Genomic DNA, 14532 nt, shown 5'->3' on the forward strand with positions numbered 1-14532 from the left:
CATCGCGCCGACGCTGCCCATCCCNCGGTACTGCTTGTACTTCTTNCCGTTCATCGTGATGACGCGGCCGGGNGCCTCNTCNGTGCCNGCGAAGTANGAGCCGAGCATNACCGCGTCNGCGCCNGCNGCNATCGCCTTGATGGCGTCGCCGGAGTACCGAATCCCGCCGTCTGCGATGACAGGGACGTCCTCGGGTGCGGCCACGTCGGCGACCTCGGCGACAGCCGTAATCTGTGGCATGCCCGCACCGGTGACGACTCGCGTCGTACAGATNGAGCCGGGNCCGATNCCGACCTTNANNCCGTCGGCGAAGTCGACTGCGGCCTCCGCCGCCTCGCGGGTGCCGACGTTGCCGACGACCACGTCCGCGTCGACCTCCGCTTTTATTTCNCGGGCNGNNTCGANNACGTNGAGNTTGTGNGCGTGNGCACAGTCGATGAACAGTACGTCCGCGCCGGCATCGTCGGCCGCGGTCGCGCGATCCATCTCGAACGGGCCGACGGCGACGCCACAGAGCAGTCGGCCGTTCTCGTCGTGAGCGGCGTCCTGATTCTCGCGCCGTTGGAGGAGGCCCTGCATCGTGACGAGGCCGACGAGGGTCTCGTCGTCGTCGACGATGGGGACGCGTTCGATCTTGTACTCGTACATCAGTTCGAGGGCCTCGCGGGCCTCGATGTCGACACCGGCGGTGATGACCTCGTCGGTCATCGCCTCGCTGACCTGGTCGCTTTCGCCGACTTCGAGGAACGGCCGGATGTCGGTCCCGGAGATGATGCCGAGGACGGTGTCGTCGTCGTCGACGACGGGCGCGCCGGAGACGCCCTCTTTGCCCATCATCTGGTCGACTTCGGCGATGGTCTGACCGGGGTTGGCGGTGACGACGTTTTCGCGGTCGATCACGAGTTCGTCGGCGCGTTTGACGCGCTCGATCTCGGCGACCGTCTCGTCGATATCCATGTTACGGTGGAGCACGCCGAGGCCGCCCTCGCGGGCCATGCCGATGGCGGTGTCGCTCTCGGTGACGGTATCCATGGCCGCGGAGAGAACGGGGATGTTGAGTTCAACGGTGCGAGAAACGCGGGTCGAGACGTCGGCGTCGTCGGGTTCGACGCGGCTCTCCTTCGGACGGAGCAGTACGTCGTCGAACGTCAACGCTTCCGGGACTTGCAGCTTCTGCGAGAACGTCCCGCTGGGGGCTTCCTTTACCATATAAATCGTCGTTGCAGCCGAGGCAAAAACGTTGCGAGTCGCCACCCCTGTGCGGATATTTCTCACTCACTGGCAGTGGATGTGCATGATGATGGATACGAACCGGGCTCGAGTCGCTCACTCGCTCGGATCGCAGCCGACGCCTGATATCGCCGACGGCAGGCGATTACAACCGGGAAACTCATATCTTACATTGACAATCATGTTATTTTCGGCAAGCTTCACTTGATTTTTCTGCCCAGTGTACACTATGACTCGAAAATTAATCTGAATAAACCTTATTAGCAGATTTTTCAAATCAAACGTCCGGTTTATCGGGCGAAAATTATCCCATGTATGTGTTTCTCACGGAACGTTTAAGCGGATTCCACGGCTACATATAGATATGTACTCTCACGTGACCATCACGTCGCAGTCGGCCAGCCAACAGTGCGTATACGACGCCACGGCCAATACAGCGACGTGGAAGCAGATGTCACCGCTGGGAGCCGCTTTTCCGGCCGTCCGTGACCGGGCGGTACTGTGGCGCGATCACCGTTCGGCCGATGGTGACGGCCATTAGTCCCACATGAGTGTTTCACAACACCCGGTCGCCCTCGACCTCCAGCAGCGCGTCGGCGATCCCGCACGGCTGTTAGCGACGGTGATGGCCCTGCCGCTGCTTGATGGGCTGTTCGTTGCGCTGTTGCTGGCGGGGACGCTCGATTCACCCCTCGGCATGCTCGAAACCGGGCTGCTCGTCTTCGGCGGCTCGGCGACGGTCGCGGTGATCCTCGCGGAGATGGACGAGGGACCGAGGTCGCTACTGCGGTCGATCGCGCTGATCGGGGCGGTGTTGATCCCGCTGGCCGCGCTGCAGGCCGCCGTCGCGCCAGTTATCGAGAGCGTGATCGATCTGGCCGTCTTCCAGCGGTTCGCGGGCGTGGTGATCCTTGCGATCGCCGCCCAGACCGCCAGCGCGAAGCTCGGCGAGTACCTCCCGCGGCCGGGGATCATCATTGCACTCGGCCTACTCGGAAGCCTCCGCCCGGAGGCACTGGTGCTTGAGTTGTTGATCGATGTCGAGTTGATGGCCCGCGCGGCCGTCACCGCTGGTATCGGCGTCACCTTCGCGGCTGTCGTCGCCCTCGCCGCACCGACGCTCCGCGGCGCGGTCGATATCGACCGGTTCCGCTTCGGGAGTTCGGTCGCCCTCGGCGTGTTCGCCCTGCCGATCCTCGGTGTCCTCAACACCGACGCGCCGATCGCGCTGGCGGTGCTACTCGTGAGCGCGCTGTTGGCCTACCGGCCCGACCTGTCCGGTGCCGACGCCGCGGCCGACGACTCACTGCTCCACAAACTGCCGGCCGTCGGCGACGACGAGGCAGTAGACCGACAGGCAACTGACGGCGGTCCCGAATCGGCTGCCGACGCCGAGCAGTCACCGTCGACGGGCAACGGCACGGGTGATTACGAGTACGGCGACGACGTTGATCGCGCGCCGTGGCTCTGAGATCGCCCTCAGGGAGAGCGGCGAGACGGCGTCGCCCGCCCCGTCCGGCACATTAAAACGAACCCAGCACCAAGAGCGATGTATGAGTGTCGAAACCGCAACACTGGAAGACCTCGGTCGTGAACTCGGCGAGCGGATCGCCGAAAGCCCGGAACACAAAGCGTTCCAGGAGGCCAGCGAGGCCGTCGAGAACGACGCCGAAACCCAGGAAGCCATTCAGGAGTTCGAAGAACTCCGCCACGAGTTCATGATGAAGCAGGAGGCCGGAACGGCCGACCGCCAGTCGATGCGGGAAGTCCAAGCCGCCCAGCGGGAACTCCACAGCATGCCGCTGATGGAAGAGTACCTCGACGCCAAAGAGGAACTGCAGGACAAACTCGAAACCGTCAACCAAGCGATCTCCGATGAGATCGCGGTCGACTTCGGCGGCGAAGCCGGCGGCTGCTGTCAGGACTAAGCGGCACTGTTCGAACTCTTTTGCTCCGTAGTTTTAGATACGAATCCGCGAGCAGCGGAGGGTATGCGGCTCGGTGTTGCAACCCCCGGTGTGTCGCCAGCGACCGTGCGGGACTGTCTCGCTGATCGCGGCGAACGGATTTCAGTGGTCCGTGCCAGCCGCTGCGGCCGACTCGGTCGCTCGCTTGAATCCGCAACGACAGTGATTCTCTGTATCCGTCGGTGTGCGGTTTCGATACACGCCGCCGAACGCGTTCTCGACACGGTTGATCGACCTCGTGTCTGTCGCGTTCAGGTCGTCGATGCGGCGACCGTCCCGCGCTGGCTCCGCCAGCGGTTCGAGTGTCCGGTTCGAGCGTCATCGCAACCGCAGCGGGTAGCTTGACACTGATTCTGTCGTTGCCAACGCGCTTTTTGACGGGTATCGCTACAGCGTAGCGATCACGAAGGCGACCACTGCCACGGCGAGAGCTAGCCCGACCCAGTACCGTGGTCGGTCGACCGAATCAGGAAGGAAACTGTGGCCGAAGACGTGGAGGAAATACACACCCAACGGCGCGGCTTGAAGGAAGAAACTCGGCTCGATTTCGAGGCCAAATTCGAAAATCAACGACAACGCGACCGTACTCCCGGCGGCCGCGGTCGCCACGATCACGTCCTGCCGGAAGCGGTCGGTGTCCATTCTGAAAAGCGGTGTCGGCGTGGGTTATTCGTCGAGGCTCTCGGCGAGTTCGTCGGCGTCGATATCGACGTCGTCCAGATCCATGTCGGCGTCTTCGAGGGCCTCCTCAACGTCGCCGCCGCCCATGCCACCCATGCCGCCCATCATCCCGCCCATGCCGCCCATACCGCCGCCGTCGAGGATCTCCTGGACGATCACGCGGTCGAGATCGAGCTTCGACATCAGCTCTTGGGCGATCTGGCTCTTCTGCATCATCCACTGCTGATTCATCGTCAGCTGCTGGGTTGCCTCGATGTACAGCGTTTCTTTCTCAACCGTCTGCACTTCGGTCTCCGGCTCGGCGTCTTCGTCGTCCTCGTCGGGTTCGACGGTGACCTCTTCTTCCTCTTCGTCGGTTTCGATCCAGAGGTTCGGCACCTGCTGGAGGTGCATGCCGAGGATGCCCTCGGCTTTCTCTTCGCGGTCATCAACGATTTCGACGATCTCGTAGTCGTATTCGAGTTCCTCGCCGGCCAGCGGGTGGTTGAAGTNGACTCGTGCGCGGCCGCCGATGATCGTCTCGATGTGGCCCTGCTCGCGGTCGATCTGGACGTTTGCACCGGGGTAGCGGTCGTCTTCCGGGATTTTCTCCGCGCTGACGGTGCGGACCTTTTCGGGGTCGTGCTCGCCGAAGCCGTCTTCCGGCGAGATGATCACGCTGTCGCCGTCGCCGACCTCGCTGCCGATCAGCGACTCGTCGACGGCGTCGAAGACGTGGCCGTCGCCGATGATGATGGTTCGCGGCGAGAAGTCCCGCTGATCGTCGTCGGCGAAGCCGGCTTCCTCAGCGATCTCCTCGTCAGTCGTATCGATCACTTCGTCGTCGTCAGTCGTTCGCAGCGTGTAGTCAAGCTTGACGAAATCGCCGTTCTGCAGTCCCTCGGCGTCGTCCGATTCGGCAGCAGACTCATCAGCGTCAGCGGCGTCAGCCGCTTCGGCCTGTTCTTCACTCATACCCCGACAAACTGTCGATGCACCCTTAAGAAGCACGGTTCGGAGCGAAGTTCCGGACCCACAGAAGCTTTCCACACGCGGCGGGTTCGCCTCTCTATGTACGAAGTCGAACTCAAACTACGGGCCGACCACGAGTCGCTTCGGGACCGACTCACGGACGCGGGAGCGACCAAGACGGGCGAGTACCGACAGACCGACACCTACTACAACGCGCCACACCGCGAGTTTGCCGACACTGACGAGGCGTTGCGGATCCGCCGTGAGGTGCCTGCTGATGGCAGCGAAGAAGCGAAACTCACCTACAAGGGGCCGCTCATCGAGGCCGAATCGAAGACTCGCGAGGAACACGAAACCCGCGTTGTCGACGACGACGCGGCCGCTGGCATCTTGGCCGGCCTCGGCTTCGAACCGGCTGCGACGGTCGATAAAAACCGGGAGTACTACGACCTCGACGGCTACACCATCGTCCTTGACGACGTGACTGATCTCGGCACGTTCGTCGAAATCGAACGCGAAACGACCGAAGACGAAGTTGAGCACGTCCGCGAGAAGGCCATCGAACTCCTCGGTCGGCTTGGCCTCGATGCCGACGACCAGATCAGAACCTCGTATCTCGGTCTGCTGTTGGCGCAAGCTGAAGAATAGCGGTTCATTCCCCACTTTTATGCTCTATGGTTATTTTATAACCGCGAGAGGTTTCCGCAAGTTATAGCAGGACCGACATCGAAGGGTCGCTAATGAGTCGGAATATACAGGTCAGCGAACTCGACCGGCGGGCGGTCGAGGACCAAGAGGTCGAAATCGTCGAGCGGAAGGGGATCGGGCATCCGGATTCGATCAGCGATGGCGTCGCCGAACACGTCTCACAGGCTCTCTCGCAGCTCTACTTGGATCGCGTCGGGAAGGTGCTGCACTACAATACCGACGAAACGCAGTTGGTCGCCGGACGAGCGGCCCCGGCCTTTGGCGGCGGCGAGGTCATCGAACCGATTTACCTACTTATTGTCGGCCGCGCCACCAAACAGTACGACGGCGAACAGCTTCCGGTCGATTCGACCGCGTTGTCGGCCGCACGCGACTATCTCGACGACGCGATTCCGGGCCTCGATCCTGAAACCGACGTGATCGTCGATGTCAAACTCGGCGAGGGCTCCGGCGACCTGCAAGAGGTCTTCGGCGAGGACGGCGCGACCGTTCCGATGGCCAACGACACCTCCTTCGGCGTCGGCCACGCGCCGCTCACCGAAACCGAGCAGATCGTCTACACCGCCGAACGCGAACTCAACACCAGCTACGTCGCCGACAACCCGGAACTCGGCCCCGACGTGAAGATCATGGGCAAACGCGAGGGCGACCATATCAACATCACTGTCGCCGCCGCGATGATCGACGCCTACATCGACGGGCTGGATGACTACAAAGACGCGGTCGCTGGCGTCGAAGCCTACGTCCGCGATCTCGCGGAGGGAATCACCGACCGCGAGGTGAGCGTCGATGTGAACACGGCCGACGACTACGACGACGGNNCNATCTANCTCACNNNGACCGGCACCTCCGCNGAGCAGGGCGACGACGGCTCCGTCGGTCGTGGCAACCGNGCCAACGGNCTCATCACNCCGAACCGNNCGATGNNNATGGAGGCCACATCGGGCAAGAACCCGGTCAACCACATCGGCAAGCTCTACAACCTCCTCTCAACGGAGATCGCTGAATCGATCGTCGATGAGGTCGACGGGATTCGGGACCTCCAACTCCGCCTGCTGAGTCAGATCGGCCAACCGATCGACCAGCCACACGTCGCCGACGCGCAGGTCGTCACCGACGACGATGTCGAGCTTGCGGCGGTCGACGAGGAGATCCGGGCGATCATCGACGACGAGCTGGCGGACGTGACCGACATCACCCGACAGGTCATCGCCGGCGAGCTGTCGACGTTTTAGGGAACAGTAGCGTTTTGTAGCTGCCCGCGGGTGCGATAGGTATGCGCCGGCAACTGAGCGTGGGCGTCATCGGTGGCATCGGCATTGCTACCGCCCAGCTCACAGTCTACAACATTTTCACCGGTGCGTTCCTCGGCGTCGTCGGGTTTCTGACCGACGCCGTCCTGCCACTGTTGTTTTCACTGGTGCTGTTCGGCACTGGCTACTGGGCACTCACGTCCGACCGCCGCGACGACGATGTCGTCCGGCTGGCCTTCTGGTGTCTTGCCGGCAGCGTCGTCATCACGGGCTTCGAGCTGTTCACCGCGTTCTCGCTGTATGCCAGCGGCGCGGCGTTCGGTGAACTCCTCCAAGCACTCAACATCTCGGTCGCCCGCGGTGCCGTCCTCGGCGCCGCATTCGGGCTGTTCGATATGGAACGCCGCCGAACCCAACGCCGGGAGGCGGAACTCCAACGACAGGTCGATCGGCTTGAGGAGTTCGCCAGCGTCGTCTCCCACGACCTCCGCAGTCCGCTGACGGTCGCCAAGGGCCATATCGAACTCATCAGGCAGGATCATGAAATCAACGACGAGACCCTCGCCCACATCGAGTTCGCCCACGACCGGATGACCGAAATCATCGAGGACTCGCTGGCGTTGGCCCGCGGCGGCAACGAGGTCACCGATCCCGAACCCGTCGAACTCCAAGCAGTTGCCGAGCAGGCGTGGCAGACCGTCGGCGGCGGCGACGGCCTCACCGTCACTGATGACCTGACGCTGAAGGCTGATCCCGAGCGACTGCAACGGATCCTCGAAAACCTGTTTCGCAACAGCTTCGAACACGCCGGTGAGGGAGAGGCCGCGGAAAATCCGATCGACGCCGGGTTGCCGACTGGGGACGACGCTGCCGCCGTTGATAATTCAGACGACGATGCTGATGGCGACGATGAGCCTCGAAACGATGTCGAAATCACGATCGGCGCGCTCGCCGACGACGTGGGGTTCTTCGTCGCCGACGACGGTCCCGGTATCCCACCGGAGAAGCGCGAAGAGATTTTCGAGGCCGGCGTCTCGGGAGCGGAGATGGGCAGCGGGCTTGGGCTAGCGATCGTGCGCCGAGTTGCGCAAGCTCACGGGTGGGAGGTCAGCGTGACTGAGGGCGACGACGGCGGTGCGCGCTTCGAGTTCCGGACCGACCCGTCGTAGCGAAACGTCTTTGCGCCGGCATTGATTCTCTCCGGCTGTGACCCGCGTCTGTCTCATCGGGACCGATGACAGCGACCTCCGGTACGAACTGCTCTCCCGTGAGACCGCACGCGCAGCCTTAGCGACCTATGATCTCGACCAGCCGTTCGAGAACTCGGTCGCTCTCAGCACCGTCAGCCTTGGATCGGCTGTCGCCCTCATCAATGATCTCAACTGGTATCTGGTTCGGTTCACCGACTACGCGTTCATCAAGGAACCGAGTATCAGCGAGACCGAGTGGCTCTCTCGGGAGCTCGCAGCCGAGGTCCGCGACCGCGAACTCCCCCCGGAAGAGACCGACCAACGGCTCTGTGTGTTCGGTGTCGAAGACGGCGCGCTCGTCGAACCGATGTACGTCACCCGTGTCGACGGCGAGATTCCGAGCTATGATCTGCGAGACGTGGACGAGACAATTGTGGTCCGCGTGACGAAATCGGAGTTCTCCGGATAACTACGCTTCGAGCCGGTCGCTCTTATTCGCTGTCGAACATCCCGGTCGAAACGTATCGCTCGCCGCTGTCCCAGAAGACTGTGATCACCAGCGGGTCGTCGTGGCCGTCATCGACCAGTCGCTCGGCAACACGCTTCGCGGCGAGGTTTGACGCGCCGCTGGACTGGCCGACGAAGATGCCTTCCTCGCTGACGAGCCGGCGACACTCGGATTCGGCATCGTCGGCCGAGACGATCTCAACCGAATCGAGCAGGTCGGTATCGAGATTCGGACTGATGAAGCCCGGCCCCATCCCCTGAAAACTGTCGCCGGTCGGCTCTTTCCCCGAGAGGACGGCGGAATCCTCGGGTTCGACGGCGACGACCTCCATCTCGGGGAACTCCTCGCGTAGCCGCCGGGCGACGCCGGTGATCGTCCCGCCGGTGCCGACGCCGGCGACGAGCGCGTCGACTGCGCGGTCGCCAATCTGCTCGAGGATTTCCGGGCCCGTCGACTCGTAGTGGGCCTGCGGGTTCGCGGGGTTATCGAACTGTCGGAGCTGGACGTAGCCTTTCTCTGCTTCCAGTTCGTCGGCGCGGTCCTTGGCGTCGGAGATGTCGCCGTCGACGAGTTCGAGTTCCGCGCCGTAGGCCTTCATGATCGACCGACGTTCGGGCGATTTCGAGGCCGGCATCACGATCTGGACGTCGTAGCCTTTCGCCGCGCCGACCATGGCGATCCCGATGCCCGTGTTGCCGCTGGTCGGTTCGACGATCGTGTCGTCGGCCGCGAGGTCGCCGTCGCGTTCGGCGGCTTCGATCATCCAGAGGGCAGCCCGATCCTTCGCGGAGCCGCCGGGGTTTTGTGACTCTATTTTCGCGGCGACGGTCGCGCTATCGGGCGCGTCGACCTCGACCAACGGCGAGCCGATGGTGTCGAGAATGCTGTCGTCCATTGGCGGTTGTTGGCGGTTCGCGCCTAAACGCGTGACGACCGAGGCCACACCGACCGCGACCACCGGGCGGGAGGGTTTTATTCCACGCCGGCGAAAGGCGGGTATGCAACTGGAGACACTGACGCCGGCCGACGACTGGGACCCGGAGCCGGGCACTGAAGCCGCAATCGACGCGCTTGCGGCCGATGACTACACCTTCCACGTCTGGGGTGGCGACTGGTGTATCGACTGTAAACAACAACTGCCGGCCTTCGGTGCAGCCCTCGAATACGCCGGCGTTGCCGACGAGCAGATCGAACACTACCCGGTCGAAAAGGAAGAGGACGGTTCGAAAACCGGTCCGGGCGTCGAGGAATACGGGATCGAGTACATCCCGACTGTTGTCGTCGAACTCGACGGTGAGGAAGTCGCCCGGTTCGTTGAATCTGCCCCTGACCCGATCGCCGTCGCCCTCGGCAACGACCTTCGATCGCTATCCGCTGCCGACGACGCGGCCACCGGCGACGACTGAGTCGTCGTTTCGACTTCTGCGTTTAGGGCCAACTCCCACCCTGCTCGAACGCTGAGACGACGCGTTTGATCGCTACGACGTACGCAGCCGTCCGCAGTGTCGGCGCGTCGGTTGATTCGTAGGTATTGATCAACCCATCGAAGGCCTCGGTGATGACGCGTTCGAGTTCGTCGTTGACGCGTTCCTCCGTCCATGAGAACCGCTGTCTGTTCTGGACCCACTCGAAGTACGAGACTGTCACGCCGCCGGCGTTGGCGAGAATATCGGGTACGACGTACACGTCTGCGTCGGCCAACACCTCGTCGGCATCGGGGGTGATCGGGCCGTTCGCGCCCTCGACGATCACGTCGGCAGCGACATCGTTTGCGATGGTTTCCGTAATCGCGTTTTCGAGCGCGGCGGGGATGACCAAGTCGACATCCAGCGTCAGGAGTTCTTCATTGGTCAGCGAGTCGGTGTCGCCGAATCCGGCCACCGATCCAGTCTCCTTCTTGTGGGTTTTCGCCCCTGTCACGTCGAGTCCGTCCGGGTCGTAGATCGCGCCGCCGGAGTCGGAGACGGCGACGATATCGCCGCCGAGTTCGTCGATCAGTCGGGCGGCCTGAAAGCCGACGTTGCCGTAGCCCTGAATCGCCACGGTTGCCTCGCCGATATCGCGGCCGAGCCACTCAAAGGCCTCTCGTGCCGCCAGCATCACTGAGCGGCCGGTCGCCTCNACGCGGCCCGCNGAGCCNCCGGAGTCGATNGCNTTCCCGGTGACGACGCCCGGCNCNGTCGTGNNNTCCAGCGTNTCGTAGGTGTCTTTNANCCAGTTCATCTCNCGCTGGCCGGTGTTGACATCCGGTGCGGGGATGTCGCGGTCCTCGCCGATCAGCGGCCGGAGTTCGACCGCGAAGGCACGGGTGAGGCGTTCCAACTCGCTGTCGCTGTACTCTCGTGGGTCGACAACGATCCCGCCTTTGCCGCCGCCGTAGGGGATATCCACGACGGCGCATTTGTACACCATCCACCCCGAGAGGGCCTTCACTTCTGCGCGGGTGACGCCCGGATGGTAGCGGATTCCACCTTTGTACGGTCCGCGGTCGCCGTTGAACTGAGAGCGGAACGCTTTGAACACCTCAATAGTACCGTCGTCGAGTTCGACAGAGAGATTGGTCTCAAGCACGCGCTCGGGGTGTTTGAGTCGTTCGAGCACGTCGTCGCCGACATCGAGATACACACTGGCATCGTCGATCTGGGACTGCAGGCTCTCGAAGGGGTTTGCGTGGTCAGCCATATCATACCAAGACGCCGGGTTGCGTTAATTGTGGTGGCTGCGGGCGATGCTGCATTCACCACCGCAGCCTACTGATCGACTTCGCTGGCCGCTCGCGCGACGGCCGCCGACACCACCTCGGGGCTGAGCGCCGACAGCGGCACAGTCTCGGCGTCGGTTGCCTCGGCAATGATCGGCACGAGGTCGTCCTGTCCGTCAGCCGCGTTAACGATGACGACCTGTGCGCCGCTGGCAGCCAGTCGCTGGGCCGCAGCCCGCGTCGCCTCGGTCGGGCTGCCGTCGGCGACGTTCCCCCGTCCATCAGTCACCAAGACGACGACATCTAACGCTGACTCAGTATCGGCGACCACCTGTCGGGCGGTGTCGAGGCCGGACGGCAGCGGTGTCCGATCGCCCGTCGGCAACGACTTGAGGTGACGGGCGGCCAGCGAGACGCTCCGGGTTGGCGGCAGCAATACCTCGGCAGCGTCGCCGCCGAAGGCGACGAAGGCGACCTCGTCGCGCTGTTCGTAGGCGTCTCGCAGGAGTTCGAGAACGACACCTTTCGCGGCCTCCATCGCGGGCGTCATCGACGCGCTGGCGTCGACCGCGAAGACGATGGTCGCAGCCGTCTCGCGCTCTCGAACTGACTGCCGGAGGTCGTCGGCTTCGACCCGGCTGTGGCCGCGGCTCGCGGCTGTCCGCACCGACGCGGCGGCGTCGACCGGAGTCTCACCCGTCGCTGGCTCTGTGCGAACTCGCGTGCCGCGATTGCCAGCGGCTCGTTGGTGGCCGCGCTGCCCGGCTGCCGCATCCTCTGTATTAGTGTCGGCGTCGCTGACAGCGTCGTCAATATCTGGAGCACCCGCGTCGCCGACAGCGGCTCGCTGCTGGCCGGGGACAAGCGGTGTCCCCTCGGTTTCCTCCTCGCCGTCTTCGGGTTCGTGATCGTCCTCGGCGTCGCCACTTGACTCGCTTTCTGAGTCTTCGCTTCGTCTCTCGTCGCTATCGCCAGCGGCTCCGGTTGGCGCTTCGTCGTCAGTTTCGCTATCACCATCGCCGTTGCTGTCGGCGTCGCTTTTGGGCGAACTGCTGTCATCGCCGTCCGCATCGTTCTGTTCTGATTCGGCTGACTCGCCTGATTCGTCGTCATCACTCTCAGCCGACTCGGATTCGTCCTCACCATCAGATTCGCCCTCGTCGTCCGTCTGTTCGGTGTCGTCCTCGCTACCTATGTCGTCTTCGTCGTCAAAATGGTCGTCCAACAAATCCTCGGGATCAGGCGGCTCCTCGAACGGTTGGCTCTGCAGTCGGTGGGGGAGGGTGTACCGGGCAGCCTCCTGTATGTCGGATTCGATGACTTTCGGGCGTCCGTCCAGCGCGGCCGCAGCAATGGCCGCCCGCGCCGTGGCGATATCAGCGCGGTGGCCGTCAACCTCGGCGTCGGTGCAGAGTTCGGCGATGGATTCCTTGAATTCGGCCGGCAGCGACACGGAGTCGATTGACTCGCTGGCGACCCGTAGCGATTTGCGCAAATCGGCAACCTCATCGCCGTATTCCGTGGCGACATTTTCGTCGTCGCCCTCAGCGAGCGCGCGGTCGATGATATCAACGCGGTCGTCGAGGTCCTGGCAGCCGGTGACGGTCGCCTGCAGATCGAACCGATCGCGGAGCTGTGGTCGGAGGTCGCCCTCCTCGGGATTCATCGTCCCGATCAGCGTGAATTCGGCGGGGTGAGAGATACTGATACCGTCGCGTTCGACCGTGTTGACGCCGCTGGCGGCTGCATCGAGCAGTACGTCGACGAGGTGGTCTTCCAGTAGATTGANCTCGTCGACGTAGAGNANNCCGCGGTNGGCNCGCGCGAGCAGGCCGGGGTCGAACGTCGCCTCCCCGGCCATCGCGTCGGCCACCGACAGCGTCCCGACGACGCGGTCGCGGGTCGCTCCCAGCGGGAGGGTGACGANCGGNACNNGNCGCNTNTCGNNCGGCAGGTCGTCGGCCTCGCGGTCGCGGCAGTCATCGCACTGATTCGCAGGGTCGTCAGGATCGCAGCCGTAGGGACAGTCGGCGACGGCGCGCTGTTCGGGCAACAAATCGACAAGCGCGCGCACGGCGGTCGATTTCGCGGTGCCCTTCTCGCCGGTGATGACCGCACCGCTGAGGTCGTCGTGGGCCGCAGCGAGCAACAGCACCCGTTTGAGATCCTCTTGGCCGACGATAGCGGGGAAGGGCACTGACGACAGTTTTTTGCTCGCCGGGTCTGCAACCATACTTGCGCTACTACAACGCTGGTTTATAAAGATGACACGGATTGGCCTCTATACGGCAACGGAAAACGAACTCGGCTCCGTCCAGCGGGCGGCGGGCCGACTCGATGGTATCGATCTCGTCGTCCGCTCTGAGAGCGACCTCGACGACCAAACGGACGTGGAGGCGTTCGTCGACGACTGCGAGGACGCGGCGGCGGTCGTCCTCTGGCTCCACGGCGGTGAGGACAGCATGCCTGGCTACGAGTACGCCGTCGACCGCCTGCGCGAGCTGGGCGTCCCGCTGATCGTCAAGGCAACCGGCGACGCCTTCGCTTTCGAGGACACCTCCGTCGCCGACGCCGACCGCGACCGAATCTACGAGTATCTCGAACGTGGTGGCACGATCAACGTCGAAAACTGCTGTCGGTTCCTCGCAAGCGAGTACGGCGGCGTCGATACAGAGTACGACGACCCCACGGAACTCCCGACCGAGGGCGTCTATCACCCCGACCACCCCGGCATCGAGTACGACGCCCTCCGGGAGACGTTCGACCCCGACAAACCGACCGTTGCCATCTGGTTCTACGAATCTCACTGGACACACGAAAACACTCGCTACGTTGACGCTCAAGTCCGCGCGCTGGAATCCCAGGGCGCGAACGCGCTTCCTATCTTTTGCAACCCTGCGGCCGACGAGGAGGGCCAGGAGAACGCCGAGTGGGTCACNGANNANTGGCTCCTNGAGGACGGCGAGCCAGTCGTCGACGCCGTCTGTTCGTCGTTCATGTTCTCGCTGTCGATGGACGAGCGCGGGCGCAGCGCGGACGACGAGGGTGGCGACGCCGAGGACGTGTTCCTCGACCGGCTCGGCGTGCCCGTCATCCAGACCGTGACGACGATGCGCTCGCGCTCGCGCTACGAGTCGAGCGAGACGGGCGTGATGGGGTTCGAGCTCGCGCTGTCGGTCGCGCTCCCGGAGTTCGACGGCAACGTCATCACCCACCCCATCAGCGGGAAGGAACGNANNGANGANGNNGCNGNCATCGGNAGCGCNCCGAANCANCACTTCCCNATCGAGGANCGNGTCGANCACGCCGCNCGNCTCGCNGTNAACTGGGCNNNACTNCGCCA

Annotated in this window: 14 protein-coding genes and 1 pseudogene (2 of these 15 running past the window's edge); 9 read left to right on the top strand and 6 right to left on the bottom strand. The window is 63.6% G+C overall.

The window, feature by feature from the left end; genetic code table 11:
* On the bottom strand, positions 1-1209 hold the 5' portion of the coding sequence (gene guaB / locus EGH24_RS11315) for an IMP dehydrogenase (protein ID WP_142980252.1). It extends 285 nt beyond the left edge of the window; the window shows 1209 of its 1494 coding nt (coding positions 1-1209); the start codon lies at positions 1207-1209; its stop codon lies off the left edge, out of view.
* 568 nt (positions 1210-1777) lie between these two features.
* Between guaB and EGH24_RS11320 the strand changes: the two genes are divergently transcribed.
* The 3 genes from EGH24_RS11320 to EGH24_RS11330 all read left to right on the top strand — a co-directional run bounded on the left by EGH24_RS11320 (position 1778) and on the right by EGH24_RS11330 (position 3542).
* Positions 1778-2701: a DUF5794 domain-containing protein gene (locus tag EGH24_RS11320; protein WP_142980253.1), complete on the top strand. Its 924-nt coding sequence runs from the start codon at positions 1778-1780 to the stop codon at positions 2699-2701.
* An 82-nt stretch (positions 2702-2783) separates the two neighbouring features.
* Positions 2784-3158 carry a YlbF family regulator gene (locus tag EGH24_RS11325; RefSeq protein WP_142980254.1) on the top strand — a complete coding sequence of 125 codons (375 nt, stop codon included), beginning with the start codon at positions 2784-2786 and terminating at the stop codon, positions 3156-3158.
* A 63-nt stretch (positions 3159-3221) separates the two neighbouring features.
* Positions 3222-3542, top strand: a complete 321-nt coding sequence (locus tag EGH24_RS11330; protein WP_142980255.1) for a hypothetical protein — start codon at positions 3222-3224, stop codon at positions 3540-3542.
* A 42-nt stretch (positions 3543-3584) separates the two neighbouring features.
* On the opposite strand, the gene EGH24_RS11335 is transcribed toward EGH24_RS11330, so the two are convergent.
* Positions 3585-3839: a hypothetical protein gene (locus tag EGH24_RS11335; RefSeq protein WP_142980256.1), complete on the bottom strand. Its 255-nt coding sequence runs from the start codon at positions 3837-3839 to the stop codon at positions 3585-3587.
* Between the two features lie 24 nt (positions 3840-3863).
* Positions 3864-4832, bottom strand: coding sequence for an FKBP-type peptidyl-prolyl cis-trans isomerase (locus EGH24_RS11340; RefSeq protein WP_142980257.1), 969 nt, complete (start codon positions 4830-4832; stop codon positions 3864-3866).
* Positions 4833-4928: 96 nt separating this feature from the next.
* Between EGH24_RS11340 and cyaB the strand changes: the two genes are divergently transcribed.
* The 4 genes from cyaB to EGH24_RS11360 all read left to right on the top strand — a co-directional run bounded on the left by cyaB (position 4929) and on the right by EGH24_RS11360 (position 8449).
* A complete protein-coding gene (cyaB, locus tag EGH24_RS11345) occupies positions 4929-5477 on the top strand; it encodes a class IV adenylate cyclase (RefSeq protein WP_142980258.1) in 549 nt (182 codons plus the stop codon).
* Positions 5478-5569: 92 nt separating this feature from the next.
* On the top strand, positions 5570-6772 hold the full coding sequence (locus EGH24_RS11350) for a methionine adenosyltransferase (protein ID WP_142980259.1): 1203 nt from the start codon (positions 5570-5572) through the stop codon (positions 6770-6772).
* A gap of 41 nt (positions 6773-6813) precedes the next feature.
* Positions 6814-7959 carry a sensor histidine kinase gene (locus tag EGH24_RS11355; RefSeq protein WP_142980260.1) on the top strand — a complete coding sequence of 382 codons (1146 nt, stop codon included), beginning with the start codon at positions 6814-6816 and terminating at the stop codon, positions 7957-7959.
* A 37-nt stretch (positions 7960-7996) separates the two neighbouring features.
* Entirely contained in the window at positions 7997-8449 is a 453-nt protein-coding gene (locus EGH24_RS11360; RefSeq protein ID WP_142980261.1) for a DUF5804 family protein, read from the top strand.
* A gap of 22 nt (positions 8450-8471) precedes the next feature.
* Here EGH24_RS11360 and EGH24_RS11365 read toward each other — a convergent pair whose 3' ends face one another.
* On the bottom strand, positions 8472-9383 hold the full coding sequence (locus EGH24_RS11365; RefSeq protein WP_142980262.1) for a PLP-dependent cysteine synthase family protein: 912 nt from the start codon (positions 9381-9383) through the stop codon (positions 8472-8474).
* Between the two features lie 103 nt (positions 9384-9486).
* On the opposite strand from EGH24_RS11365, the gene EGH24_RS11370 reads away from it, so the two are divergent.
* Positions 9487-9894, top strand: a complete 408-nt coding sequence (locus EGH24_RS11370; protein ID WP_142980263.1) for a thioredoxin family protein — start codon at positions 9487-9489, stop codon at positions 9892-9894.
* Between the two features lie 22 nt (positions 9895-9916).
* Here the strand turns inward: EGH24_RS11370 and EGH24_RS11375 are convergent, their stop codons facing one another.
* Both EGH24_RS11375 and EGH24_RS11380 read right to left on the bottom strand, forming a co-directional pair.
* Positions 9917-11170 (bottom strand): Glu/Leu/Phe/Val family dehydrogenase, encoded by a 1254-nt coding sequence (locus EGH24_RS11375; protein ID WP_142980264.1) that lies wholly within the window; start codon positions 11168-11170, stop codon positions 9917-9919.
* A gap of 68 nt (positions 11171-11238) precedes the next feature.
* Positions 11239-13422: a VWA domain-containing protein gene (locus tag EGH24_RS11380; RefSeq protein ID WP_142980265.1), complete on the bottom strand. Its 2184-nt coding sequence runs from the start codon at positions 13420-13422 to the stop codon at positions 11239-11241.
* Positions 13423-13453: 31 nt separating this feature from the next.
* On the opposite strand from EGH24_RS11380, the pseudogene cobN reads away from it, so the two are divergent.
* Positions 13454-14532 (top strand): annotated as a pseudogene (gene cobN, locus EGH24_RS11385) (cobaltochelatase subunit CobN) (it continues 2803 nt past the right edge of the window).

Source organism: Halonotius terrestris (assembly GCF_006861665.1).
GTDB classification, from domain to species: Archaea; Halobacteriota; Halobacteria; order Halobacteriales; family Haloferacaceae; genus Halonotius; species Halonotius terrestris.

Bases quoted from the DNA above. Each gene is read 5' to 3' on its own strand.
- EGH24_RS11320 (WP_142980253.1), top strand. From the start codon at position 1,778: ATGAGTGTTTCACAACACCCGGTCGCCCTCGACCTCCAGCAGCGCGTC.
- EGH24_RS11325 (WP_142980254.1), top strand. From the start codon at position 2,784: ATGAGTGTCGAAACCGCAACACTGGAAGACCTCGGTCGTGAACTCGGC.
- EGH24_RS11330 (WP_142980255.1), top strand. From the start codon at position 3,222: ATGCGGCTCGGTGTTGCAACCCCCGGTGTGTCGCCAGCGACCGTGCGG.
- EGH24_RS11335 (WP_142980256.1), bottom strand. From the start codon at position 3,839: ATGGACACCGACCGCTTCCGGCAGGACGTGATCGTGGCGACCGCGGCC.
- cyaB (WP_142980258.1), top strand. From the start codon at position 4,929: ATGTACGAAGTCGAACTCAAACTACGGGCCGACCACGAGTCGCTTCGG.
- EGH24_RS11355 (WP_142980260.1), top strand. From the start codon at position 6,814: ATGCGCCGGCAACTGAGCGTGGGCGTCATCGGTGGCATCGGCATTGCT.
- EGH24_RS11365 (WP_142980262.1), bottom strand. From the start codon at position 9,383: ATGGACGACAGCATTCTCGACACCATCGGCTCGCCGTTGGTCGAGGTC.
- EGH24_RS11370 (WP_142980263.1), top strand. From the start codon at position 9,487: ATGCAACTGGAGACACTGACGCCGGCCGACGACTGGGACCCGGAGCCG.